Genomic DNA, 25,274 nt, shown 5'->3' with positions numbered 1-25,274 from the left:
GGATTTGTGTATTTGTCTCCTCGCGATCTCAGGAATTTGCAGACATGGGCATCGCTCGAACGGCCTGCCCTTATTCAAAAGTATTGCCGGTGGGTACTTAAAGGAGACGGATACGAGTATCTTTGCTTAAAGGAACTTCCGAATTACGATTGTATTTTATGGAATAATGGCTGTATTGCATATAATTATCGGCCTTTTCAATGCTCTTCATATCCATTTTGGGATTATTTACTTGGAAATGAACAGCGTTGGAGTGCAAATGCCCGCAGCTGTTCGGGAATAAACCGCGGTAAACGGTATTCGGCGGAAGAAATCCAAGACTTGCTCGATACTGCAAAACAATTCCCTGCCATTCGACGAAAAAAAACCGGAGAAAGCAGAGATTTCACCGAAAAATAGAGGAGTGTATGCGGGTACATTTTTGGGGCGTCCGCGGCTCGATTGCAACTCCATTGAGCGCAGCGCAAATTCAAGCTAAAATTTCTGCCGTTGTCCAACGGATAACCGAAAAAGATATTATCGATCAAGATGCTCGGGAACGTTTTATCGCTTCTTTACCGCCGTGGCTCTTTGGGACTATCGGCGGAAATACTACCTGCGTGGAAGTTGAAACCGAAGAGGGAAATCATCTCATTTTTGATGCAGGCACCGGTATCCGTGAATTAGGGATTAATTTACAAAATCGATTTGATTATTTTGATCGGCCACAAACCTATCATCTCTTTTTTCACCCATTTTCACTGGGATCATGTGCAGGGCTTGCCTTTTTTTGGCCCTGCGTATGATTCTCGTAATACGATTATTGTGTATAGTACTCGTCCTAAAATGCGAGAGTTCTTGGAAGAGCAGATGAAATGGCCGTATTTCCCGGTTATGATGTTCGGAAAAAAAAGGTGGATTTACTGCAAAGTTTGAATTTCGTTGTATTGCTGCTGATGAACCGTATATCCATATCGGTAATACCCGCATAGGTTGGCATCGTGTACGTCACCCGGGCGGTTGTGTGGCATATTCAATTTTTGATAATCAAAAAAAGGTAATTTTTTCGACCGATACGGAACTTCGTCCTCAAGACTTTGAAAAAAACGATGTCAATATCGCGTTTTACAGCAATGTAGAACTGCTTATTATCGACGCTCAGTATACAATGACGGATTCCATCGAGAAAATAGGCTGGGGGCATTCCACCTTCTCCCTTGCTATTGACTTTGCCACTTCATGGGGCATTAAAAAATTAGCACTTTTTCATCATGAACCGACGTATAACGATAAAAAGATCCTTGCGATACAATCGAGTGCTCAACATTACTGCGACTATGTCGGTGCCGATAAGCTTGAAATATTCAGCGCAGTTGAAGGAACGGATTTATACCTATGAACGATGAACAGCCGATTTATCGATTTTCGGATTCCGAACTCAAAGCGCTTGTTTCTTTTTTTAGGAAGAATTCTCCGCTGCCCGATGAGCTGTATTCATTTAATGTTTTTGCTGAAAAGTATATTTATAGAAGTCTTACCATCGGCGAAGCGGAACAGCTGTATGGTAATCGATAGTATATGAAAAAAAAATATCTTTTCTTGATGATAATTATACCGATATGTTTCTTCCTTATTATTGTAGCAGCAGCTGTTGTTGTTTATCGGCCTGCTTCTTTTGATGCAAACCCTGCAGAACAACTTTTTACTATTAAACGAGGTACTTCTTCACGGTCAATCGCTGCCGATTTAAAAGCAGCCGGACTTATCCGGTTTGAGTATCCGACATATCTATACTTTCGTTTTTCTAATAAATCAATTAAAGCAGGGACATATAAACTTTCTCCCGCTTGGTCGGTGCCCACGCTCTGCACCTATTTACAGGCAGGGAAACAAGAATTGATCAAGGTTACCGTACCGGAGGGACTAACACTCTCAAAAACGGCAGCAATCCTTGAAGACCGGCATGTCGTTGTTGCTGGTGATTTCCTCGCCGCAGCAGAAAACGAAGCTTTGCTGCAATCTTACGGAATTCTCGGCGATTCCGCCGAAGGCTTCTTATTTCCCGACACCTACTTTTTTGCATATAACGAAACGGCAGAACGTGTCATAGCGACAATGCTCGATAATTTTTTCAATAAAACCGCCGATATTCCCCATTTTCCGAAGGATCCCGCTCAACGTTATGCGACGGTTATTTTAGCAAGTATTATAGAGCGAGAATACCGTGTGCCGGAAGAAGCGGTAAAAATCGCGGGGGTTTTCTCAAATCGACTGCAAATCGGCATGGGACTGCAATCGTGTGCTACCGTCGAATACATTCTGACTGAGGTGCAGCATAAACCTCACCCCGAGCGATTATTGAATAGAGATTTGGAAATAGATCATCCGTATAATACCTATAAATGGCGAGGACTTCCTCCGGGGCCGATTTCCAATCCGGGTATGACAGCATTGTACGCGGCTTGTAATCCTGAAAAAAGCGATTACCTCTACTTTCGCTTGGAAGATGTGGATACCGGTACACATATTTTTACCAAAAATTTAACGGAACATACAAAAGCCGGTGCGATTATTTTAAAACGAGCTGCGGGGCGCTGACCGCGATGGCAAAAATTACCACCGAAACGATCGATGCGGTCAATAATCATACCGACTTGGTGTCGCTCGTCGAAAACTATACCCATTTGGAAAAGCGTGGGCATGATTGGTGGGGTTGTTGTCCCTTTCACAGCGAAAAAACACCATCCTTCCACGTTATCCCTGATAAAAAAATGTATTACTGTTTCGGTTGCGGCGCAGGCGGGTCTACCATCAAGTTTGTTATGGAGATGGAAAAACTGTCCTTTACCGAATCGGTAGAAGTGCTTGCTAAGCGTGCCGGTATCCCGGTTATGTATGCGGAAGGGGGTTATAGTCCCGCGCCGGAAGATTCACTTAAAGAAACCTTACTTGAATTATATAAAAGAGTGAGCGGTACCTTTCATTATTTTTTGCTGAACACTCCTGAAGGGGCTGCCGCACTCCGGTATCTGGAGGGGAGAGCTGTAAGTCCCGAAATGATCGAACAGTTTAACCTCGGGTATGCGCCGGCTGACCGGTTATGGCTCTTTAAATTTTTACAGACAAAAGGGTACTCCGCAGACTTCTTAGCGAAATCGGGGTTGTTTTCTAAAAACTACCCCGGAGTTTCTTTTTTTTCAAACAGAATTATGTTCCCAATTTGTAATCGGCACGGTCAGCCGGTCGCTTTTGGAGGGCGGCTTTTGGAAGGTGATGGACCGAAATATCTTAACACTGGGGATTTACCGCAATATAAAAAAGGTGAAACCCTTTTTGCATTTTCAGAAGCGCTTGCACAGATCAGAAAAGAAAAAACAGTCATTTTTTGCGAAGGGTATATGGATGTTATCGCCTTTCACCAAGCGGGTATCACTAATGCCGTTGCTCCGTTGGGTACCGCTTTGACGGAAGATCAGGTAAAGCTTATTCAGTCCTTTGTCGATACGGTTATCCTTTCTTTTGATTCCGATTTTGCAGGACAACAGGCAACATACAAGGCAATCAAACTTTGCCGTGCCGGACATTTGCATGTGCGGGTGTTGATGATAAAGGGGGGGAAGGATCCAGCCGAGATACTGGCGCATATGGGTGCCGAGAGCTTGACGGAACTGGTGAAAAATGCTATTTTAGACAGTGATTATCTTATTCAAATTGCTGTTAGGCAATTTGATGTAGTGAGTCCCGAAGGAAAGGCTCAAGCTGCAGCTTTCCTATTCCCCTATATTGAGGTGCTGGAATCCGATATTCAAAAAGAGTCAACAATACATAAGTTTTCGGCGGACTTGGGTATAAGCTCAAAAGCGTTATTCACTGATTATATACAGTATGACCAAAAACAAGAACGGGTACCGCCTACACGAAAAAGTGAAATAAAAAAGCGCGTTACGCTTAAAATGACCGCGGAGCTGAGGATTGTGCTCGCAGCAGCTGCAAATCCTCATCTGTTTAAAAAAATGCGGGCAGAGTTGACTTCCGATGATTTTGAGGATCCTGCTGCAAAGGATTTGTTTATTGTATTAGAAGAATGTTATCGCGCAGATGCAAATACGTACGACAGCTTATTAGCGCATTGTCCTTCAGAAACGTTGAGAGATGCCGTAAGCGGTGCAATTATTAAAGGTGAGTTTGCAGAAAATCCCGATAAACTGGTGTATGACGGTATCTACTATATTAAGCAAAACGCTTTACAGCGGCAAAAGGAACTCATAATCCGTAAATTGCAAGCAGTGCATGAAAACGGCAGTATTGATGATATTCGGCATGCCAATGACCTGCTGAACGAGAAGCTGCATATCGACAGAGCTCTTGCAGAATTAAAGGAAACGATGTAAATGATAGATATCTCTGAAGATCCTATTGTTATAAAGTTGATTGCCCATGCGAAGGAACGTAAAACTTTAACGTGGGATGAACTGACCGATTTGTTGCCTGAAAAAATAACTTCATCCGAGGCTATGATGGATGAAATTCTGGATATGCTTGAGCAAGAGCAGATCCAAGTGGTTGATGATGCATCTGAAGAAACGGACGATGTGTTTGCAGATGAGCTTGATGAAGTAGAGCTCGAAAGCGAGGAGCAGCTGTTTGAAGAGGCTGAACTCGAACCTGGAAATGCCCCCGAATTTCCAAAACCCGAAGAAACGCATAAGAAGCTTTTGAATAATGATAGAGAAGCAATTGTCGATGACCCTATTAAACTCTATTTACGTGATATCGGTAAAGAAAACTTATTGACGGCCGAGCAGGAAGTTATTCTGTCAAAAGCGATGGAAGATGGTGAGAATATCATCAAAAATGCGATAAGAAACTCCGGTGTGCTCATTTCCGAAGTCCAGATGATCGCTCAAAAAGCTTTTGCAAAAATCAGTTCTTCAGAAAACAATAAGCCGCGCAAGGAATTAAGCTATGAAGATGCTGAAAAAAAACGGCTTCGTCAATCGTATGGCGAACAATTAAAACCCATCTATTCCGATATAAAAGCATATATCTTATTAAAAAAGAAACTATACGATAAAGAGACGCTCGCCAGTTTTTTAGATGATGAAGATCTTCAAAAAACACGGAAAAAGATCCTTAATTATTTACAAAAAATTGAGTTCCAAACGGAAGAAATTGAAAAAATTTCGGATCATTTTTTGGAGGCAGCAAGAAAGATACGGGAGTATCGGCGGCGGCGCGAAAAGAAACAACGTCAGCTCGGCATACGGGCATACTCCGACTTACGAAAGCTTGGAAAGCGACTTGCCATTCCTCGTGAACGGCAGAAGCTGGAAGAAGAGCTTGGTATGACGGCAAACGATATCCGCGATATTTATACACATATTCAAACGCTTATTCGTAAAGTGCGGAAGATCGAATATGATTTTGAAGCGCCTACAGAAGATATTATCGCACTGGCAAAAGAAATTCGCCACGGTCACGCAATGTTAAAAAAAGCGAAGGATAAGCTTATCAATGCAAACCTGCGCTTGGTCGTATCAATCGCAAAAAAATATACTAATAGAGGATTACACTTTTTCGATCTGGTTCAGGAAGGTAATATCGGCTTGATCAAAGCGGTTGAAAAATTTGAATACCGTAAAGGGTATAAATTTTCGACATACGCGACATGGTGGATACGGCAGGCAATTACGCGTTCCATCTCCGATCAGGCGCGAACCATCCGTGTGCCGGTACACATGATTGAACAGATCAATAAGGTTACCCGCGAATCGCGGCAGCTGATGCAGAAGTTCGGTAGAGAGCCTACCGATGAAGAGATCGCCGCGCAGCTTGGCTGGAATGTCGAGCGGGTTAAGCAGGTTAAAAATGTCGCGCGTGAACCTATTTCACTGGAAACGCCGATAGGCGAGGAAGAAGATTCTTCGCTCGGCGATTTTATTGAAGATAAGGATGTCGAAAATCCGTCCAACTTGACAGAGTATATTTTGTTGCAAGAACAGCTGCGTGGCGTATTGTCGTGCCTGCCGTTGCGAGAGCAAGAAGTGCTTAAAATGCGGTTCGGCCTTGACGAGGGCTATGCGCTGACGCTGGAAGAAGTCGGATTGTACTTTAATGTAACGCGTGAGCGTATCCGCCAAATTGAAGCGAAGGCATTACGCAGGCTCCGGCATCCCAAACAGAGTTGCAAGTTAAAAGATTATTTGGATACATAGGGGAGTGAACGACGATGGTTACAGCGGAGATTTTTGATAAACTGCGTGAGTTACAGGATATTCTTGCACGAAAGAATCAGCTTGACAGTGAGATTTTAGAAGCGCCTCAACTATTGGTAAAGCAGGAAGAGCTGTTGGCACGGTATAAAACCAATTATGTTAAAAAGAATACTGATGACGAGGCAATACGGCAAACAATTGGCACATTGAAAGCAGAACTGTTTGAAACCGAACAGAAACGGGAACGTGCTGAAAAGGGTATGGATGGTATTACTACCCAGCGAGAATATGATGCCCTTGATCGAGAAATTCAGGATGCTACTAAAAAAGAAGCCGAGCTGCGGAAAGAGATATTAAAGAATGAAGCAAATCATAAACGCCTTGACGAAGAGATTAAAAACGAAGAGGCATTGATTAAACAGCAGGAGCAGGAACTCGATGAGCGGAAAGCAATGATTGAAAAAGAAATTGCCGAAAAGAAGAATGAGCTGGCTGAACTTGCTGAAGGTGAGCAGCGGATTGCTCCCGATCTCGATAGCGATACGTTGTTTAAATTCGATCGGATTATTAAAAATAAGCAAGGTATCGGTATCGTTCCTGTCCAAGGCAATGTATGTATGGGTTGTCACATGATCCTGTCAGCTCAATTTGCCATCGAAGTACGGGAAGGTAAAAATATTATGTACTGCCCCTATTGCAGTAGAATTTTATATTATCAAGAGAGTGATCAAGATTCTGCTGAAGATATGATTTTTGACGACGTGGATATGGGAAGCTTAGCCGATTTGGATGATTCATCAGACTATGATGAGACTGAATCGGACAATAGCGAAGATTAGATTACTGGTATAAAAGGATAGAGAGCCGGTAACCGCCGTGGTATACGGAGGAAAGTCCGGACTCCTTCGGAAATGATGCCGGTTAACGGCCGGGCACTTGTATTGTAAAATACAGGCGACAGACAGCGCAACAGAAAATAAACCGCCGGTAAAACGGTAAGGGTGAAAAGGCGGGGTAAGAGCCCACCGCGCCTCCGGTAACGGAGCGGCAGTGCAAGCCTCATCAGGAGCAAAATTGAATAGTAAAGGATATCCGATCCTTTATTTACGGGTTGATTGCGGAAATTACTGTAGTAATGCAGGAATAAGATAGATGGTTACCCTGTCCGCAGACAGAATCCGGCTTATGGCTCTCTATTTTTTATTTATACGGAGTATCTCTGTATGAAAGGATATTAATTAGAAACGTATGAAAAGGTACGACGGTAAGACACAGTATTCCTCAAAACCGCATATCGGAAGATATGTCGTTCTTTTTTTGTGCGTTGCGCTTATCGTTGCGGGAGCTCTTTTCTTTTTTACTGTCTATAGGGCGCGCTATTTCCGTGTGCCATCGATGCATACGGTGTATACCCATTGGGAAAATAAAGATTATGCGGGAGTATATGCTGAAACCGCTCAAATTTTAGAGAAGCGCCCGATGGATGGAACTGCGCTTGCATTGCACGGTTTTGCGGCGTATTACCTTTTTGCCGAGCAGACTGATTTATCCATTGGTGCGGATTATCTTACAGCAGCTGTTGTACACTTGCGCCGTGCACTTTATTTGACTAAAGATAAGGATATTCCTAAGATTGCGTATGTGCTCGGAAAGGCATATTATCAACAAGGCTACTACTATGCCGATCTCGCCGTAAAATACTTGGATGAGGCCTATGCGGGCGGTATCGAGGCGAGCGATTTATCGGAGTTTCGCGGTATGGCTGCCTCTTTATTAGGCGATACCGATAAGGCGATAGAAGCGTTTACACAAGCGCTTGCGACAAACCCTTCCGACTTCGTATTATATGCCGTAGCGGAAAATTATAAAAAAAAGGGCGATATACCGAATGCAAAGCTCTATCTTTTTGAAACAATTAAAAAGACCGGTAATGCTGCGTTGGAAGTGCGGTGCAGAAATCAGCTTGGATTGCTCTTTTTAGAGGAGAATAAACCGGAAGAGGCTTTGGCGCAGTTCAAGCTTGTACTTGAAAAAGACGTGAACTCTGCGGATGCTCATTACGGTATCGGGCTGATACATGAGATGCAGGGTGATATGATTAAGGCGCGGTATGAGTGGCGCTCTGCGATACGACTTAATCCCATACATGCGGAAACGCGTGCAAAATTGAATATAAAATAGGAGGAACGTTCGGGGTATGGGCTTTTTTAAAAGATTTTCTGCCGATATAGGTATTGATTTAGGAACCTGTAATACTATTATCTATATAAAGGGGAAGGGGATTGTTGTTAATGAACCTTCGGTTGTTGCCGTAGAACGCGGAACAAAATCGGTCGTGGCGGTTGGTGCCGAGGCTAAACGGATGCTGTGGAGAACACCGGGAAATATCATCGCAATACGGCCGCTCAAAGACGGTGTTATTGCAGATAAAGATACGACGGAAAAAATGATCCGGTATTTTATTTCCAAGATATTACCACGACATAGGCTCATTAAGCCGCGTATGGTTATCGGAATTCCGAGCTGCATCACCGATGTGGAAAGCAGCGCCGTGCATGAAAGTGCTCTAAAAGCGGGTGCGGGTAGCGTTGAAGTGCTTGAAGAATCGCTCGCAGCGGCTATCGGCGCCAATATTCCAATTACCGAACCTGCCGGTAATATGGTATGTGATATCGGCGGCGGTACAACGGAAGTATCGGTTATTTCGCTGCTCGGTATGGTCGTTACCAATGCCATCCGTGTCGGCGGCGATGAATTCGATCAGGCCATCATTAAGCATATCCGCTCTGTGCACAACCTTATCATCGGAGAACAGACTGCCGAGCGCCTTAAAATTGAAATCGGTAATGCATTCCCTGAAAAGAATATGGAACGGGTAGAAATTAAAGGAACCGATGCAATTACCGGACTTCCCCGTCGCCTCGAAATCGATTCGGTTGAGGTGCGCGAGGCATTGAGGGAACCGATTACTCAAATTGTAGAAGAGATAAAAACGACCCTTGCACAAACACCGCCGGAACTGGCCGCTGACATTGTAGAGCGGGGGATCGTTATGACTGGAGGGGGTTCTTTGCTGAAGGGTTTACCTAAGCTCATCTCTAAGGAAACGCACGTTCCGGTTATTCTTGCGGAAAATCCTATGGACTGTGTGGCTATCGGCGCAGGTTTATACTATGACGTGTATAAGGATATGTCGGGAAACCGCAGTTTATATGAGAGCTTAAACCGCTAATATAATGAGAAGAAAATTTTCATTTAAGGTAAAGCTTGATATCTTTTTGCTGATCCTACTGCTTATCATATCTTCAGTGTTATTGACGTTCTCCGGAGGCCGATTTATCGTCGATTTTAAATCGGTCGGCTTTTCGGTTGCGGCTGGGACGGAGAATGCCGTTCATTCGGTGTCTACATTTGTAACGGATGCGGTCTCGGCTGTGCGAGAGCTTGCAGAGCTGCGTTCAAAATATGTGGCGTTGAGCGAGAAACTTAAAGATTATGAGCTTTTGCAGCGATCAAATGCTGATATACGCCGCGAAAACAAGGAGTTAAAGGAATTACTCGGCTTTGCGGACATGATCGCCTATAAAAATATTCCGGCGCAGGTTGTCGGATTTGACCCTGATAATCTCTACTCCGGTATTATCATCAACCGCGGAACAAAGCACGGTGTGCGCAAAAATATGCCGGTATTGGCATTCCAAGGCAGCAATGTCGGCTTGGTGGGAAAAATCGTACAAACCGGCCGCGACAGCAGTATGATCATCCCGATATATGATTATCAGTGTTATGTTGCAGCCTCCATCCAAACGACGAAACATCGGGGTTTGATTAACGGACAGGGTACTGCTGAGCTCCCGCTTATTATGAAGTATGTGCAAAAGCGGGCAAAAGACGAAATTGCCATCGGCGATAGAATTCTCGCTTCGGGGGAGAATAATCTGTTCCCTAAAGGCAGTCCTATCGGTATTGTGACCGGTATTAAGGTGCATGATTACGAATCCTATCTAGAGTTAGCAGTGCAGCCGATTATCGATTTCTCCCGGCTCGATTATGTATTTGTGTTAATCTTATCGAGTTCTGATGAGGAGGCGGTGCAGTGAGAAAAGTTATTCTGTGGACGGTTGCGGCAGCCTTTTTACTCGGTGTGTTTGGAACAGCTATTTTGTCTCATATTCAGTTATTGCCGGCATTACCGGATTTAATTTTAATTCTAGTAGTGTATATCGCGCTGTATAACGGTACTGCTGCCGGTATTACAGCAGGTTTTTTTTCCGGACTCATTTTTGATTTCCTTTCATTGGCGCCGATGGGGCTCCATTCATTTGTATTTACCGTACTCGGATTTCTTTATGGTATGCTGTATGGGAAATACAATGTGCGGCGCTTCTTTTTTCCACTTATACTCGGTCTTTCGGCAACGTTTTTAAAGGCGGGAATTTTATTAGTGTTACGTGTGCTGTTCGGTCAAAGTATTCAGGTTTATAATCTGCTTGCAGTTCCCTTTTGGATTGAAGTTGCAGAAAACAGCCTTTGTTCGCCGCCGTTATTTATGTTGCTCGGTTTATTTCCGAATGCATTTGAAATAAGGAAGCTCTGAATTCCATGTATGAGCAAGATTTTCAACAAGTTGATAGACGGCTGAAGTTTTTTACTGCCTTTGTTTTCTGTATTTTAGTGATATATCTTTTTCGGTTGTTTTCGATGCAGATCATTCACGGTGATCAGTTTAGGAAACAGTCTCAAACAATATCCCAACGTTCTGAACGTATTTCTGCACAGCGTGGAGAAATCTTTGACCGTAATGCAAATGTCCCGCTGGTGCTCAATACCAACACCTTTGCCGTATCGGTAACACCGGGAGAAATTCCGAAAAAGGCATTTTCGACGGTTATCGCTCGCCTTGCAAATATTCTACGAATTCCCGTTGCAGAGATTGAAAGGAAATTGCCGGCGAAGCGCAGCTCTTTTCAGAGTGTCGAGATACGGTCTAATCTTCCGTATGAAGTTATTACTTCGCTTGCAGAAAATATCGATGAGTTGCCGGGTGTTTCGTGGCATTCAAAGCCGGTGCGCAACTATGTAGAAACAGGATCATTTTCCCATATTCTCGGCTATGTCGGTGATATAACAAAAGAAGAACTTAAGACTTTCTATAACAAGGGCTACACCGCGAATACTTCAATCGGTAAGGCTGGCATCGAAAAATATTATGATGAGTGGTTGCGCGGGGAAGACGGTAGTGAATACCGTACAGTTGATGCAAGAGGGCGGTTAATTGAAAACAATACGGCTCTTATTCCTCCTAAGACGGGTAATAATCTTATTTTAACGATCGATCGAAAAATTCAAAAGCTTGCGGAAAACGCGCTTGGTCAACGTATTGGAGCTGCCGTGGTACTGAAGCCTGCAACAGGAGAAATTCTTGCGCTTGTTTCGTATCCGTCTTTTGATTCCAATCTTTTTTTGAATGATAATGGAAATGAGATGTATGTACAGGTGCTGCATGATCCCCGCAATCCACTATTGAACAGGGCTGTTAATGCAAGCTATCCTCCCGCTTCAACATTTAAAATTGCGATGTCTACTGCGATTCTGGCGGAAAAGGCATTTCCTCCGGACAAAAAAGTACAATGTGTCGGTAAAATAGAATATGGTAACCACTTATTTCGTTGCCATCAACGTTCCGGACATGGATATCTCGATTTGAAGAATGCCCTCGCACAGTCTTGCGATATTTATTATTGGACGGTATGCCGCGATAACCTCGGTATTGATAAGATGGTCGATCATGTTCGCGACTTTGGGTACGGTAAGTCTGCTGAAATCGATTTACCGAGCCAAGCAATCGGCCAAGTGCCCAACCCTGTATGGAAAGAACGACAATTCCATGAAAAATGGCTTGGCGGGGATACGATGAATATGGCTATCGGACAAGGATTTATGCTCGCTTCCCCGTTACAAGTTGCGAATATGGTCGCAATGGTTGTCAACGATGGTGTGATTTATAAACCGCATTTGTTAAAAGAAGTCAGAGCACCCGGTACTAACGAACTTATTTACGAAAAAAAGCCGGAGGTATTACGGCAAAGTGATATTCCTTCAGATGTATTCGCTCAGGTGCGAGCTGATATGCGGTACACCATTACGGACGGAACGGCTCAATACCCAATGCGTAATAAAATTGTACAACTTGCTGGGAAGACCGGCACCGCAGAAGTAGGTTTTTCCGATCGATGGCATTCATGGATGGCGGCTTATGGGCTATACAATGCCCCGGCAGAAGACGCCGTTGTAGTAGTTGTATTGGTTGAAGCGCAGAATAAATGGGAATGGTGGGCACCCTATGCTACGAATATTATCTTTCAGGGTGTCTTTGCAGACCAAACGTATGAAGAAGCACTCGAAGCTCTTGGTGGTAAGAGTTTTTTACCGGCTGTAAGGGTAAGGCAAGAATGAATCTGAGACATGTTACTAATTTTGATTATGTACTTTTTTTAGCTGTGATCGGCTTGTCGGTTATTGGCATTCTCTTTATCTATTCCTCCGGAGTTAATTCCGATGGCATATCAGTTTCGCATGAATATATTAAACAGCTTATTTGGGTAGTATCGGGATTGATTTTACTGTTTGCGGTAGCGGTATATGATTATACTAAAATTGCTGATCGTACTTTATTGATCTATATTATCACGATGTTATTATTGGTGTATACAAGACTGTTCGGAAAAAGTGTTAAAGGAGCCCGGAGTTGGATTGGAATTGGAGACTTCGGTATACAAGTCTCCGAGTTTACAAAAATTATTTATATTTTATTTCTCGCATGGTATCTGTCAAGATCTCAGAATGAGCCGGAACTTCGCCGATTTGTAAAGGCTGCGGTTATTATGTTCATACCGATGGGGTTGATACTACTGCAGCCCGATCTTGGAACAGCGTCCGTATATCTTCCTATTTTTTTGATCATGTGCTTTATAGCCGGCTTCCCGTTGCGGTATGTGTTTGGCTTATTAGGTACAACAGTCTGTACACTTATTTTTACACTCCTGCCTCTTTGGGAACGGACTATTTTACATAGATACTCTCTTGCGGTTAAAGTATTAGGTAATAAAAATATTACATTGTTGCTTATCTTTTCTGTTGTCGGGGCAGGGATTATTGCCGCAATTGGATATCTTTTGTTAAAAAAGCGGTATTATTACTGGATTGGGTATGTATTAGGCATTATTGCCGTCTCCTTATCCGGCGCATTGGTCGGGAGCAGAAAATTACAGGATTACCAGATGAAACGGTTGATTATCTTTCTGGATCCTAATAGCGATCCGTTGGGAGCCGGTTGGCATATTCTCCAATCGATGACGGCAATCGGTTCGGGGGGGCGAGCCGGTTTAGGTTTCCTAAAAGGAACGCAAAGCCATTATCGTTTTTTGCCTGAACAGAGCACCGATTTTATTTTCAGTATTTTATCGGAAGAGTGGGGGTTTCTCGGCGGGCTTTTGGTTTTTGCGCTTTATGCAATCATTTTTTTGCGGATATTTCTTATCATTAAAAAGACAAATGATTTATTCGGTAAGCTCATCGCTTCCGGTGTTGTCGGTATGTTATTTTTTCATTTTATTGTAAATATCGGAATGGTTATGGGGTTTATGCCGATAACCGGTATTCCGCTTTTATTTCTATCGTATGGCGGGTCTTCTTTATGGACTGCAATGATTGCTGTGGGGCTTGTGATAGGAATCAGTCTAAGACAGCTGTAAAAAGCTATTATAAAAACTGTCGATAATACTTTATATAGAAGCTTGCAAAATCTATAATGTTACGCTACACTAATTAAACAGGAGCTTTCGTAATGACAATACATAACCTTATGGAAGATTTCGTATACAACGAAGTGAATAAAGTTTTTGATGCTGCAAAAGGAAAAAATGAACCATGGTTCACCTGTAATTGTATGCAATGCCGTCTGGATACGGTTTGTTTTGTTTTAAATCGGATTAAACCGCGGTATACGGCTTCCGGTAGAGGTATGGCACATTTCTTGCAGATTGATCAGTCGGAAAAAAATCAGCTTCTTGCCGATATTTCGACATTGGCATTTGAAGGTATGAAAACTGTCCTTAGCACAAAGCGTTCCCATACGTCATCCGAGCAAGTTCTGCCTTCCGGTTATGTATTTAATTTTCCTACCATTACGGGACGTATCTTAGACGGACAAACTTTTTCTCCTATTTCCGATCTTCCCGTTGCCTTATATTTGGAAGATGCTTTGGTAGCTCAGATGAATCATCTTTGGGATAACCCGTATACTATTTCTAAAAAAACGCCGGGTACGTATACCTTTTGGCCGTTCCCCGTTCTTGCGACGGAATTAGGCGAAAAGCGGATTTTCAATTTTTATATTCATGCGGAACGTGAGGGGTACGATCCTATTCATTACCATTTTAAACTCGGTTTGGTGAGCGATGCAAGCGTAAAACGGGAGCTTGATGCGGAAAGCTGCCATAATTTACCCGATTTATACCTTTTTAGCAGGGCATAAAAACTTCGCGAGAGGTTATATATGAAATTGGTTTTTTTAGGTCCCCTGGGTGCGGGAAAAGGAACGTTGGCGTCGGATGCTGCAAAATATTACAGTATTCCCCATATCTCGACGGGTTCCATGTTTCGTGTCGCTATCAAGAATCATACCCCATTAGGAGAAAAAATTCAGAAGATTATCGATTCGGGCGCTCTTGTTGATGATGAAACGACTGCTGCTTTGGTAAAAGAACGCCTTACCCATGATGATGCTCGTAACGGTTTTATTTTAGACGGATTCCCGCGTACGATTGCTCAGGCGGAAATATTGGAAGATTTTTGTAGTCTTGATGCTGTTATCAATTTCGATATTTCGGATGAAGCGGTGATTAAACGCTTATCGGGCAGGCGGCTATGCCCCTCGTGCGGTAAAAATTTTCACATTGAGTTTATGAAACCCCTTATTGAGGGTGTGTGCGACAATTGCCGGACGACATTGATTATCCGTGAGGATGATAGGACAGAGGCGATCATAAAGCGGCTTGAAACCTATCGCGAGCAAACCTTTCCGCTAATTGAGTTTTATCAAAATAAACATCTCCTGATAACCTTGGATGCACAGCCCGCTCCGGCGGTTATTTTGGATAATTTTATAAAACTCTTCCCCCTTAAGCGTTAAAGGATACCGTTGCTTGAATTATACGCTTGATGATGAGATCGCCGCTATTGCAACAGCTCTCGCTCCTGCGGCGCTCGGTATTGTGCGGACTTCGGGGGCGCGGAGCATTGAGCTCATCTCTCGCTTTTTTTCCCGTCCAAATGCTTTGTTACAGTCACAAGGGCATACGCTCGTTTACGGCTGGATACACGATGAGGGTATCAAAATAGATGAGGTAGTGCTCTGTGTGTACCGCGCTCCGAAAAGCAATACCGGTGAAAATGCCGTCGAAATTATCTGCCACGGCGGGCCTGGGGTCGTAAAAGCGATTTATCGGCTCTGTATCAAAAACGGTTTTCGTGCGGCGGAGCGTGGCGAGTTCACCTTTCGCTCGTTTATACACGGTAAAGCGGATTTAACCCGTGCGGAAGCGGTGCGGGAAATCATCGATTCAAAAACAAATACGGCGCAGCAAAAGGCAGCCGGCCGGCTCTCCGGCACCGTATTTCACGAAATAGAAACAATCAAAACGGATTTAATGACAGCGCTTGCTGCTCTTGAAGTAGGAATTGAATATCCCGAAGATGAGGAAACGATTGCAGACAGTTTTGACGAAGCGCTTCTTAAAAAGCCGCTTTCGGTATTGCAGCAACTTGCCGCATCGTGGCAAGCGGAAAAAATATATCAGGCGGGGGTACGCCTCGTGCTTGCCGGTAAAACAAATGCAGGGAAGTCTTCTCTTTTTAATGCGCTGTTAAAAGAAGACCGCGCTATTGTGTCGGATATTCACGGCACAACGCGGGATTGGCTTGAAGCGGAACTTGATTTTAAGGGTATTCCTGTGCATATTTTCGATACCGCCGGGCTCCGCGCTACGGAGGATACAATCGAAGCGATAGGGGTGCAACGCAGTGTTGAGCTGGCATCGGCAGCCGACATTGTGCTGTATTTAATTGACGGCACAAAGCCGCCGGCAGAAGAAGATAGTGCGTTTATCGAACGGAATACCGTGCCGCTGATTATCGTGCAAACCAAGGCGGATAAGGGGCAAACGGAACCATTGCCGGCGGCTTTGCAGCGGTATCCCGCCGTGAGGTTGAGCTCGAAAACGGGCGTCGGTATCGATGTGCTGATTGATACGGTTGTCGCTCTGGTTACGGCGGATACCGCACTGCCGATGCAGGACGCAGGCATCTCGCTCGGCACGAAGCGGCAAAAGGAAGCGGTAACCGCCGCGCTTGAAGCTGTACGCCACGCGCTTGAAGCAGGACGTAGCGGATATCCGCTCGATGCCGTCATCCAGGATGTGGAAGAGGCGGTGCATGCCCTCGGAAGCGTTACCGGCGAAGTGCGCTCCGACGATATTCTGGATAAAATATTTTCGGGTTTTTGCGTTGGCAAATAAGAGGGAGTTTACAATATGAGTATTATTTTACAGGCAGATTCGGTAAAAAAATCCTATTTTACCAAGCCGGTGTTGAACGGTATTTCTTTAGCGATAGAAGAAGGTTCGATACTCGGATTGCTTGGCCCGAACGGTTCGGGCAAAACAACTTTCTTGAAGATTATTGCAGGGTTGTTGCATGCAACATCGGGCGATATTCGAGTGTGCGGCCAACCAATCGGGCTTGAGACAAAGCGTATGGTTTCGTTTTTTACCCGATCGAAACTGCTTATATCCGCGGATGACTGCGCTTGATGTTATTCAATTTTATCAGGATTTTTTCGATGACTTTGATCGGAATAAGGCTTTGGAATTGCTCGAATTTATGGAGCTTGAACAAAAGCAGACGATTAAAACGATGTCGAAGGGGATGATCGAAAAGATGAATTTAACGCTTACATTTTCGCGGGCGGCAAAGCTGTTCGTGCTTGATGAGCCGTTAGGAGGCACGGATCCTGTTGCTCGTGAAAGAATTATCAAAACGATCATTAAAACATGGACGGAAAACAGTGCGATTATCATCAGTACACATCTTGTTACGGATGTTGAGCATGTGTTTACCGATGTTGCGTTTCTACGCAATGGAACAATTGCCATGCAGGGGAATGCGGAACAACTGAGGGAAGCCCATCAAAAATCGATTTATCAGTTGTATCTTGAAATTTTCGGTTAAGAGGGAACAAATGAAACGGATTTTTAAATATACTTTTTTGCAGCGGCTGCCGAGTATTATTTTAAGCTGTGCCGTTATGGCAGGTATGAGCGGCGTCGAGCTGCTCTTTTTAGCCTTTACCAAAAACATATTTAACGGGTTTTATATGTTGTGGTTTGTGCTCACTGTAACCGTATTAACGGTCATCCCGCTCTTTCTGTTTATTCGATGCAGCAGCGGTTACGCACGGGCATTGTTGTTTACCGATGAAAGCTATCTTATGTTGACGTTGCCGGTACGTACCGAGTTCATATTGCTCGGTAGGATACTATGCGGCCTCGCAGAACTTATGATTTGTATTGCTGTCTCAGGCGTTTTTTCAATAGCGGTTTGGATAGGCTGGACGTATCATTATATCGGTTTTACGAGTGAACAGTTTTTTCGAGTAGCAGCAGATATTCTCAATCTTATTTTTCTTAAAAATTTTCCTCTCGTTGCTTTTGTGCTATTAGGATCGTTAGTGTCATTCATATTTATCGGAAATGTTGCGCTTGCCGTTCAAACAGTGATGCGTTCCTTTAATATTAAACGGATGCGGGGAGTATGGATAGTCGGCTTTATTCTTATCTTTACCGGTACGCTCTTTCTTACCGGAAGAATTGAAGCAATGGTCGGCAGGGTTTTAAGTGCCTATTGTCCCATTACTATATACGGTATTAAGTATTCAGCGCAGGTTGCATCATACCCAGGCGGTATGGTTGTTAATGTCCCTATCGTTTCGACGTTCATTTCTCTGGGGATAGGCATCGCGTGTTTTTTTGCTTCGGTATGGCTTTTAAAAAAGAGGGTAGAGGTATAGGAATTTCTTTTATAGTTGACATTATATATTAAGAATCATTATTGTGTTTTATGTGAGGAGCTAACAATGCTGAAATATAAGAAAAATTTTTTGTATGTATGTTCGGTTTTACTGATAGTAGGCTGTATCGCATGTAAGCCTGAATCGCGGCGGGATACAGCACAGACCTGTGCAGCAAATGAAAAGACTAAAACCGGTGCAGGGGTCGAAAAGCCGGTTGCTCAGGTTGTGTTTGATGATAAAGCGTTGGCTGCGCTTAGCAAGCAAAAAGCGACAGCTATTTATTGTATAGCAATGGGAGCATCGTGAGGCGGTACTATTGTAGATCCGACCGTGATTGTCGGGATGCCTAAAGATATTAACAACTATGACAAATTTGAAGCGAACGGAATCGATGTCTATATGAAAAAAGGAACCGATACGATTAATGGTACCGTAACGATAACTGCGGAAAGCTCATTTTGGCAGGAGATATTTATCGTAAAAGGGATTGTACAATAAAAAATCTCAGGCAATCGCATCAGGCCGTTTTTTAATAGCCCCGCAGAAACGCCCACGAATGAACGTCCATGTCCATTCGTGAGTTACGAGATAATATGCAGAGCAAAAAACATCGTTGCTGCAAAGAACCACCGCCGTCCGTGGCGGTTCTGAAACGTTGCGGAGTGATTTTTGTGAAATAACGAAGTAGATGCCCGCATATTTCAAAAGGAAATATGCGGCGATTTTTATCTATTCTGCCCGATGTGATTACCCGTCTGCTAGAAAAATGTGCGAAATTTTGTTTCTCGAAAATGCAATAGTTGAACGAAATATGAATTTTGGAAACTGTTGCATTGGTGCGCGGTAAGCGCACAAGTCAATATGCAAGTTTTCGAAAGAAAACTTGACGGTTAAGGTGAGCGACGTCATTTTAGACGCTCACCTTATACCTACGAAATTTCGCACAACAAAAGGAAGGTAACCGCTTAAAATATTGATAATGCAGTGGTCATGGTGATTATGGAAACGGAAGCGTGTGAAGTATTATATCGGTTTTTTAGAACCGCATCGGAATATATTGAAGGGTACCGCAGCGATGCGCCGTATCCCGAATCGTTTGCATTTGCCGGAGATTCAACGTCTGTTGTTGCGGCAACCGGCGCTGCAGTGAATACCGAGTGTGCTGCAGCGTATCCGGCAGGTACCGGCAATGAACAAAGCGGTATCGGCAAAGCGGCATTTACCGGTCTTGCCGGAAACAGCGGTTTTGCAGCCGATAATAGCCTTGAGGGGGCAGCAGGCGGCTCCGCTTCCGGCGGAATGTATACGGAGACGGTAGGCGGTAACGGTGGAACGCTGTTTCGGTCGATGCAGGAGATTTACACTGCGGTTGCGCAGTGCTCCGCCTGTGTATTGGGGCAAACCCGTACTCATCCGGTGGCGGGAGAAGGCCCCGAAGAGCTGTCCCGCCTGACCAACTCCGTTGAGGTGATGGTAATCGGCGAGGGACCGGGCGCGGACGAAGACCGGCAGGGCAGACCCTTTGTCGGTAGGGCGGGGCAGCTCCTCGACAAGATGCTGGAGGCTATTCAGCTTTCGCGTAAGACGAACTGCTATATCACCAATGTGGTCAAATGCCGCCCGCCTCAAAACCGCGACCCTGCGCCGGAGGAACGGAGCTGCTGCGCCGCCTTTTTGGATGCGCAAATACGGCTTCTTCGTCCTAAGATGATTCTTGTGATGGGGCGCATTGCCGCACAGCATTTGCTGCAAACCTCCGACGGCATCGGAAAGCTGCGGGGGCGTTTTTTCGACTATCAGGGGATACCGCTGATGCCGACCTATCATCCGAGCGCGCTGCTGCGGGACGAAAGCCTTAAACGCCCCGCATGGGAAGACCTCAAGCGGTTCCGCGCCCGTCTGCACGAACTTCAGGCGCAGGGCTAATCTATGGCGCAGTGGCTGGAGCTTGTCTTTAAACTTCCTTTGTATCAATCGTTTTTTTATCGGAATGCCGTCGCTGCGGACGGGCAACAATCCTTAGCCGGCAGGCGGGCGGCGGTTCGATTCGGCTCGCGCAAGCTCGTCGGTTTTATCGTTGCAGAACATGAAACGCTGCCGAAAAGCTGTCCTTTTGTCGAAGCCGACATAAAGCCGATCGACCGCATTATCGATGCGGAACCGCTTTTCACCGATGAACAGGCGGCGCTCGCCCGCTGGATGTCCCACTTTTATATTTGCGCCGAGGGGATTGCGCTTTCCGCAATGCTGCCTTCCGGCAAACGCGAAGCGGGAGAGCTGAATACCGACGGGATCGAATTCGCCGGAACCGATTTTTCCGCTTCGGCACTTACGCTTTCGGAAGAACAACGTTCCGCCGTAGAAGCGATTTCCGGCTGCACCGGCGGCGAGTTCTTCTATGTGTACGGCATTACCGGTTCCGGTAAAACCGAGGTCTTTTTACAGGCCGCTTCTCGTGCGCTTGCTGCCGGAAAATCGGTTATCTATCTGGTTCCCGAAATCACGTTGAGCCATCAGGTTGCGGAAACCGTTAAAAAGCGTTTCGGCGACCGCTGCGCGGTGCTCCATTCGGGGCTGACCGGCAGCAAGCGACTTGCGGAATGGCGGCGTATTGCGCGGGGCGAGGCGCGAATTGTCGTCGGAGTGCGCAGCGCCATATTCGCCCCCGTCCGTGATTTGGGACTTATCATCATCGACGAGGAACACGACGGTTCGTATAAGTCGGGTTTTGCGCCCCGCTACCACGCGCGGCAGGTTGCGATGTACCTCTGCAAAAAACACGGCTGTCCGCTGGTGATGGGTTCGGCAACGCCGTCGGTAGAGGCATGGCATTTGATGAAAACCGGCACAATCCGTACTCTGCGGCTGAGCGAGCGGCTTTCCGGCGGGGCGCTGCCCCATATCCGCATCGAATCGCTGTTGCATACGGCCGGAGCGTTAAGCACTGCGCTGATCGATGAAATCCGTCGCACCAAAACCCAAGGGAAACAGACCATTCTCTTTTTGAACCGCCGCGGGTTCTCTCATTTCTTTAAGTGTAAAAACTGCGGACACGAGCTCTTGTGTAAAAACTGTTCGGTGCCGCTCACTTTTCATAAAAGCGAGGGGCTGATGAAGTGCCACTACTGCGGATGGACGGCAAAGCCGCCGAGTGCCTGCCCCGAATGCGGCTCCATCGAGGCGGGCTATACGAGCATCGGCACGGAATATATTGAAGAACAGGTGCGGAAAACCTTCCCCGACTGTACCGTTCAGCGTATCGATACCGATGTGCTGCAAAAAAACAAGCAGGCGGTTCAGATCTTAAATAACTTTCGGGACGGCGTCGTCGATATTTTGCTCGGTACGCAGATGATTGCCAAAGGCTTAAACTTTCCCGGTGTGCGGCTGGTGGGAATTGCGCTTGCCGATACCGGCTTACAGATGCCCGATTTTAGAGCCGCCGAGCGCACCTTTTCGCTCATCATGCAGGTGGCGGGCAGGGCAGGGCGGTATGTTCCGGACGGGGAGGTTATCATTCAAACCTATAATCCCTATCATCCTGCAATTGTCTGTGCGCAGCACAATGATGTGGAAGGTTTTTATACACAGGAGCTAAAGCAGCGTCAGGCATTGGAATTTCCGCCCTTTGCCCGCCTTATCCGGCTGGTGTTTCGCAGTAAAGATCAACACAAAGCGGAAGAAGCCGCTTTCGGTGCGCGGGAGCTTTTACCGAAGCTGTTTCCGCCGGATGCTGCGAAAGGCATAGAAATACTCGTCCCGTCCGACTGTATGCTTTCGCTCGTGGCGGGCAATCACCGGATGCAGCTGCTGTTGCGCGCCGAAACGCTTGCACCGATGCAAAAAGCCGTCTACCGATTTATCACCGAATACAAAGCGGCTGTGGGTGTGTATATCGAAACGGATGTCGATCCGGTCAGTTTATTGTGAGGCAGCAATATGCTATTAAGGGGAATGATATGCAGCAGTGTATAACGATGTTTAAAACACAGCCTTTTGTTTCCGAAAAGGTCTGGGGATATGAGCGGTGGATTGTTTCCGTTCATCCGGTGGGGCAGTCTCTCGTAGATGATACAACGCCGCAGATAGGAGGAACACCGCTTGAGGCTATCGCCGGCGCTTCGTATCCGCTTTTGATTAAAATCATTCAGGCGAACGAAACGCTTTCGGTGCAGGTGCATCCCGACGATGACTATGCGCGCCTCCACGAGCACAGCGCCGGTAAAACCGAATGTTGGTATGTGCTCGATGCGGTGCCCGATGCAAAGATTATTTACGGATTGCAGAAGGATTACCGCCGCAGCGAGCTGGAAACGGCCATTCGGGATAATACGATTGAGCACTGTCTCCGCTCCGTTCCCGTCTCGAAGGGAGATTTTATCTTTATCCCTGCCGGAACCGTCCATGCGATACAAGGCGGCTTGCGGCTTTTAGAGGTGCAGCAATCAAGCGATATAACCTACCGGCTCTATGACTGGGGACGTCCCCGTGAGGTGCATGTACAAAAAGGGCTTGATGTATTGCGGTACTTACCTGAGTCGGCGATGACACCGGAACATCCTTTTAGCGGAAAATCAGTGTGTCCGTATTTCAGGCTTGAAAAAAAAGATTTTTCCGTTGCGGGGACTATTTCGTTTTCGGCATTTGATACCCCTGCTGCAAAAACCGGATGGTGCAGTCTCTTTATCATCGCCGGAAGCGGTACGCTTGAAATTACAGAAAACGGCATACTTAAAACTGCCGGAGCTCCATCCTTGCAGGTAGCGGCTGAGGACTGTATCATGGTGCGGCGTGATACTGCCGTTTCGGTACTTCCAAATCAAGGTCCGCCTCTTTCGATTATGCTGATGGGGTAACCGCATTAAAAATATTTTCAGCGGGGTTACCTTCCTTCTGTACGAAATTTTACTTAAAATTTCGTACATTTTCCGACAAATGGGTAAATGCATCAGGTAGACTAGATAAAAACCGCGGAAAAATTGAGACTGTGAGACCATTTGAACCGCGAAGAGGTTCAACTCTGGTCGAATAGTATCAATTTTTCCGCGGGGTTACTAAAAAAACGGCCTGATGCGTTTACCTCGATAAAACTGTGTTGACAGAACGAATACGAGGGGCGATAATTATTATCAGGAAAAATGAAAAGAGCTGAGCCGCTAAGTTCTGTCAATATTTGAGCGGCTCTATGTTAAAGGATAATGAATATGAAAATAATTTTGGGACGAAGTATTCTTTTGATATTAAAAGTGGTTGGCGGGATTATAGCTGTTGCTGCCGTTTCATTTGGAATCTTACTGCTGTTTATTACGATAACTGAGTATCGCCCTCAAGACAAAGAACCTGCCGAAATCATAGGGGAAGCAGCCCTTACGAAAGAATCAGTTGAGCTTGCAAAGCCGATCGATATTGTCAGCTGGAATATCGGGTATTGCGGACTCGGCGCAGGGCAGGATTTCTTCATGGACGGCGGTACTATGGTGCGTCCTTCAGATAAAAAAGAAGTGGAAGAAAATCTTGCAGGAGTTATTGAGACGCTGAAACGGTATCCTTCCGATTTTTACTTTATTCAGGAAATGGATAAGTCGTCAAAACGCTCTTATTATATTGACCAAACGGCCGCACTTGCCGAAGCGCTTGGTACTGCGTTGACCTATACCTATAATTTTAAGGCATCTTATGTGCCTTATCCGATCCCGCCTATCGGAAAGGTGGCGAGCGGAGTTGGCCTTTTTACGCGGTATCCCTTTACGGACGCATACCGTTTTGCGCTGCCGGTACCATTTAAATGGCCGGTCAGCACGGTTAATTTGAAACGCTGTATGCTGATAACCCGTTTCCCGCTCGAATCAGGCAGGGAGTTGGTAACTGCTGTGCTGCATCTGGAGGCCTATGATGAAGGAGAAGGTAAAATTGCACAGACAAAAGCCGTAGTCGATTTTATTCGAGCCGAATATGAAGCGGGTAATTATGTCATAGCGGGCGGTGATTTCAACCAGATATTCCCAGGATCGCGATCGCTTTATCCCCCTCTATGACGGGCTTTGGGCGCCCGGTGTAATGGATGGCGGCTTACTCCCGGAAGGTTGGCATTTTGCTGTCGATGATCGGGTCCCTTCGTGCCGCCTTAACAACGCTCCTTACAGGTCTGCCCTTTCCGACGAAAACATTCGTAAAAAAGTGGCCGTACTATGTCATCGACGGCTTTATCGTTTCTCCGAATATCTCTATTATGTCGGTGGAAACACTCGATGAATCTTTCCGGTATGCCGATCATAATCCGGTAAAATTGCGTGTTACGTTAAATCCTTAGCGGCTCAGAGCGTTTGAGATTATTAACCTCTCAGCTGAATAAAGACATTCCCTTTTGCAAAATTGTTTATTGTCGGATATACTTTAAGTATTGCAGATGCGGGAATACCGCTATTTGCCAAGGAGTAAAAGATGCAGATGAATAGCGTGGTTATTAGAACCGACAACATGGAAAAGTCGTTGCAGTTTTACGAGAAAGTACTCGGACTCACCTTTGAATCTATGATGTCTGCTGCCCCTGGTAAGCAGATCGCCTTTTTGTACGATCCTAAGTCGAACGGCCGGTTGGAGCTGATCCATAACGATCATTCAAAGGTAAAAAAAGAAAATTCTATTTCGTTGACTTTTACTGTGAATCAGATTGGGGAGACGGAAAAATATCTTCGCTCTAAAGATGTTCGTATTATTATGCAGCCGCGAACGGTAAAGGATGGTAAAAAGATATTAACAGCGATCGATCCCAATGGAATCGAAATAGATTTTATTGAAGCCAAATAAGCAGGAGAAAACCTCTAAAAATTGAGTCTCTTAGAAGTCCTTTGAAGTCTTGGAAGATCCTCATAAAAAAGCGTTGTAAATACTTTACAACGCTTTTTTATAGCACGTTATTGAAGATTTCATCCGGTTTTAATACTGCTGTT

The 25,274-nt window shown here is 45.3% G+C and carries 23 protein-coding genes, 1 other RNA gene and 2 pseudogenes; all 26 read left to right on the top strand.

The window, feature by feature from the left end:
- The first annotated feature begins 6 nt into the window (after positions 1-6).
- Positions 7-399 carry a YkgJ family cysteine cluster protein gene (locus GWP43_RS09545; RefSeq protein ID WP_230978159.1) on the top strand — a complete coding sequence of 131 codons (393 nt, stop codon included), beginning with the start codon at positions 7-9 and terminating at the stop codon, positions 397-399.
- A gap of 8 nt (positions 400-407) precedes the next feature.
- Positions 408-1,378: pseudogene (locus tag GWP43_RS09540) on the top strand (MBL fold metallo-hydrolase).
- Positions 1,375-1,554 carry a hypothetical protein gene (locus GWP43_RS09535; protein WP_162663958.1) on the top strand — a complete coding sequence of 60 codons (180 nt, stop codon included), beginning with the start codon at positions 1,375-1,377 and terminating at the stop codon, positions 1,552-1,554. Before GWP43_RS09540 ends, GWP43_RS09535 begins: the two are co-directional and overlap by 4 nt.
- A 3-nt stretch (positions 1,555-1,557) precedes the next feature.
- Positions 1,558-2,577: an endolytic transglycosylase MltG gene (gene mltG / locus GWP43_RS09530; RefSeq protein ID WP_162663957.1), complete on the top strand. Its 1,020-nt coding sequence runs from the start codon at positions 1,558-1,560 to the stop codon at positions 2,575-2,577.
- A gap of 5 nt (positions 2,578-2,582) precedes the next feature.
- Positions 2,583-4,370 (top strand): DNA primase, encoded by a 1,788-nt coding sequence (gene dnaG, locus GWP43_RS09525; protein ID WP_162663956.1) that lies wholly within the window; start codon positions 2,583-2,585, stop codon positions 4,368-4,370.
- Positions 4,371-6,194: an RNA polymerase sigma factor RpoD gene (rpoD, locus tag GWP43_RS09520; protein ID WP_162663955.1), complete on the top strand. Its 1,824-nt coding sequence runs from the start codon at positions 4,371-4,373 to the stop codon at positions 6,192-6,194.
- A gap of 14 nt (positions 6,195-6,208) precedes the next feature.
- The gene (locus GWP43_RS09515) at positions 6,209-7,033 is read left to right on the top strand and encodes a zinc ribbon domain-containing protein (RefSeq protein ID WP_162663954.1); all 825 of its coding nucleotides are present in this window, start codon (positions 6,209-6,211) and stop codon (positions 7,031-7,033) included.
- 17 nt (positions 7,034-7,050) lie between these two features.
- Positions 7,051-7,395, top strand: an RNA gene (gene rnpB, locus GWP43_RS09510) — RNase P RNA component class A.
- 47 nt (positions 7,396-7,442) lie between these two features.
- Positions 7,443-8,375 (top strand): tetratricopeptide repeat protein, encoded by a 933-nt coding sequence (locus GWP43_RS09505; RefSeq protein ID WP_162663953.1) that lies wholly within the window; start codon positions 7,443-7,445, stop codon positions 8,373-8,375.
- Positions 8,376-8,391: 16 nt separating this feature from the next.
- Complete coding sequence (locus GWP43_RS09500; RefSeq protein ID WP_162663952.1) at positions 8,392-9,426, top strand: rod shape-determining protein; 1,035 nt, start codon at positions 8,392-8,394, stop codon at positions 9,424-9,426.
- A gap of 4 nt (positions 9,427-9,430) precedes the next feature.
- The gene (mreC, locus tag GWP43_RS09495) at positions 9,431-10,294 is read left to right on the top strand and encodes a rod shape-determining protein MreC (RefSeq protein WP_162663951.1); all 864 of its coding nucleotides are present in this window, start codon (positions 9,431-9,433) and stop codon (positions 10,292-10,294) included.
- Positions 10,291-10,791 (top strand): rod shape-determining protein MreD, encoded by a 501-nt coding sequence (gene mreD / locus GWP43_RS09490; protein WP_162663950.1) that lies wholly within the window; start codon positions 10,291-10,293, stop codon positions 10,789-10,791. Before mreC ends, mreD begins: the two co-directional genes overlap by 4 nt.
- Before the next feature lie 5 nt (positions 10,792-10,796).
- Entirely contained in the window at positions 10,797-12,650 is a 1,854-nt protein-coding gene (mrdA, locus tag GWP43_RS09485) for a penicillin-binding protein 2 (RefSeq protein WP_162663949.1), read from the top strand.
- Complete coding sequence (gene rodA, locus GWP43_RS09480; RefSeq protein WP_162663948.1) at positions 12,647-13,948, top strand: rod shape-determining protein RodA; 1,302 nt, start codon at positions 12,647-12,649, stop codon at positions 13,946-13,948. The genes mrdA and rodA overlap by 4 nt, the downstream gene beginning before the upstream one ends.
- 92 nt (positions 13,949-14,040) lie before the next feature.
- On the top strand, positions 14,041-14,730 hold the full coding sequence (locus tag GWP43_RS09475) for a late competence development ComFB family protein (RefSeq protein WP_162663947.1): 690 nt from the start codon (positions 14,041-14,043) through the stop codon (positions 14,728-14,730).
- A 21-nt stretch (positions 14,731-14,751) separates the two neighbouring features.
- Complete coding sequence (locus tag GWP43_RS09470) at positions 14,752-15,387, top strand: adenylate kinase (protein ID WP_162663946.1); 636 nt, start codon at positions 14,752-14,754, stop codon at positions 15,385-15,387.
- A 13-nt stretch (positions 15,388-15,400) separates the two neighbouring features.
- Positions 15,401-16,771 carry a tRNA uridine-5-carboxymethylaminomethyl(34) synthesis GTPase MnmE gene (mnmE, locus tag GWP43_RS09465; RefSeq protein ID WP_162663945.1) on the top strand — a complete coding sequence of 457 codons (1,371 nt, stop codon included), beginning with the start codon at positions 15,401-15,403 and terminating at the stop codon, positions 16,769-16,771.
- Positions 16,772-16,786: 15 nt separating this feature from the next.
- A pseudogene (locus tag GWP43_RS15440) lies at positions 16,787-17,483 on the top strand (ATP-binding cassette domain-containing protein).
- A gap of 10 nt (positions 17,484-17,493) precedes the next feature.
- A complete protein-coding gene (locus tag GWP43_RS09455; protein WP_162663944.1) occupies positions 17,494-18,321 on the top strand; it encodes a hypothetical protein in 828 nt (275 codons plus the stop codon).
- 66 nt (positions 18,322-18,387) lie between these two features.
- The gene (locus GWP43_RS15260; RefSeq protein ID WP_269138844.1) at positions 18,388-18,822 is read left to right on the top strand and encodes a CC/Se motif family (seleno)protein; all 435 of its coding nucleotides are present in this window, start codon (positions 18,388-18,390) and stop codon (positions 18,820-18,822) included.
- A gap of 492 nt (positions 18,823-19,314) precedes the next feature.
- Positions 19,315-20,250 carry a uracil-DNA glycosylase gene (locus tag GWP43_RS09445; protein ID WP_162663942.1) on the top strand — a complete coding sequence of 312 codons (936 nt, stop codon included), beginning with the start codon at positions 19,315-19,317 and terminating at the stop codon, positions 20,248-20,250.
- A gap of 3 nt (positions 20,251-20,253) precedes the next feature.
- Entirely contained in the window at positions 20,254-22,254 is a 2,001-nt protein-coding gene (priA, locus tag GWP43_RS09440) for a replication restart helicase PriA (RefSeq protein WP_162663941.1), read from the top strand.
- 29 nt (positions 22,255-22,283) lie between these two features.
- Positions 22,284-23,180 (top strand): type I phosphomannose isomerase catalytic subunit, encoded by an 897-nt coding sequence (locus tag GWP43_RS09435; RefSeq protein WP_162663940.1) that lies wholly within the window; start codon positions 22,284-22,286, stop codon positions 23,178-23,180.
- 348 nt (positions 23,181-23,528) lie between these two features.
- Positions 23,529-24,359: an endonuclease/exonuclease/phosphatase family protein gene (locus GWP43_RS09430; RefSeq protein ID WP_230977656.1), complete on the top strand. Its 831-nt coding sequence runs from the start codon at positions 23,529-23,531 to the stop codon at positions 24,357-24,359.
- A 65-nt stretch (positions 24,360-24,424) separates the two neighbouring features.
- The gene (locus tag GWP43_RS14955) at positions 24,425-24,634 is read left to right on the top strand and encodes a hypothetical protein (protein WP_230977655.1); all 210 of its coding nucleotides are present in this window, start codon (positions 24,425-24,427) and stop codon (positions 24,632-24,634) included.
- A gap of 131 nt (positions 24,635-24,765) precedes the next feature.
- Positions 24,766-25,131 carry a VOC family protein gene (locus GWP43_RS09425; protein ID WP_162663939.1) on the top strand — a complete coding sequence of 122 codons (366 nt, stop codon included), beginning with the start codon at positions 24,766-24,768 and terminating at the stop codon, positions 25,129-25,131.
- The last annotated feature ends 143 nt before the right edge of the window (positions 25,132-25,274 follow it).

It is taken from the genome of Treponema vincentii, assembly GCF_010365865.1.
GTDB lineage: Bacteria > Spirochaetota > Spirochaetia > Treponematales > Treponemataceae > Treponema.
Note: the sequence above shows the minus strand (reverse complement) of the source record. Positions and strands in the feature narration are given on the sequence as shown.

Coding starts and splice junctions, on each gene's coding strand:
- GWP43_RS09535 (WP_162663958.1), top strand. CDS start 1,375: ATGAACGATGAACAGCCGATTTATCGATTTTCGGATTCCGAACTCAAA.
- mltG (WP_162663957.1), top strand. CDS start 1,558: ATGAAAAAAAAATATCTTTTCTTGATGATAATTATACCGATATGTTTC.
- dnaG (WP_162663956.1), top strand. CDS start 2,583: ATGGCAAAAATTACCACCGAAACGATCGATGCGGTCAATAATCATACC.
- rpoD (WP_162663955.1), top strand. CDS start 4,371: ATGATAGATATCTCTGAAGATCCTATTGTTATAAAGTTGATTGCCCAT.
- GWP43_RS09515 (WP_162663954.1), top strand. CDS start 6,209: ATGGTTACAGCGGAGATTTTTGATAAACTGCGTGAGTTACAGGATATT.
- GWP43_RS09505 (WP_162663953.1), top strand. CDS start 7,443: ATGAAAAGGTACGACGGTAAGACACAGTATTCCTCAAAACCGCATATC.
- GWP43_RS09500 (WP_162663952.1), top strand. CDS start 8,392: ATGGGCTTTTTTAAAAGATTTTCTGCCGATATAGGTATTGATTTAGGA.
- mreC (WP_162663951.1), top strand. CDS start 9,431: ATGAGAAGAAAATTTTCATTTAAGGTAAAGCTTGATATCTTTTTGCTG.
- mrdA (WP_162663949.1), top strand. CDS start 10,797: ATGTATGAGCAAGATTTTCAACAAGTTGATAGACGGCTGAAGTTTTTT.
- rodA (WP_162663948.1), top strand. CDS start 12,647: ATGAATCTGAGACATGTTACTAATTTTGATTATGTACTTTTTTTAGCT.
- GWP43_RS09475 (WP_162663947.1), top strand. CDS start 14,041: ATGACAATACATAACCTTATGGAAGATTTCGTATACAACGAAGTGAAT.
- GWP43_RS09470 (WP_162663946.1), top strand. CDS start 14,752: ATGAAATTGGTTTTTTTAGGTCCCCTGGGTGCGGGAAAAGGAACGTTG.
- GWP43_RS09455 (WP_162663944.1), top strand. CDS start 17,494: ATGAAACGGATTTTTAAATATACTTTTTTGCAGCGGCTGCCGAGTATT.
- GWP43_RS09445 (WP_162663942.1), top strand. CDS start 19,315: ATGGTGATTATGGAAACGGAAGCGTGTGAAGTATTATATCGGTTTTTT.
- priA (WP_162663941.1), top strand. CDS start 20,254: ATGGCGCAGTGGCTGGAGCTTGTCTTTAAACTTCCTTTGTATCAATCG.
- GWP43_RS09435 (WP_162663940.1), top strand. CDS start 22,284: ATGCAGCAGTGTATAACGATGTTTAAAACACAGCCTTTTGTTTCCGAA.
- GWP43_RS09430 (WP_230977656.1), top strand. CDS start 23,529: ATGAAAATAATTTTGGGACGAAGTATTCTTTTGATATTAAAAGTGGTT.
- GWP43_RS14955 (WP_230977655.1), top strand. CDS start 24,425: ATGATCGGGTCCCTTCGTGCCGCCTTAACAACGCTCCTTACAGGTCTG.
- GWP43_RS09425 (WP_162663939.1), top strand. CDS start 24,766: ATGCAGATGAATAGCGTGGTTATTAGAACCGACAACATGGAAAAGTCG.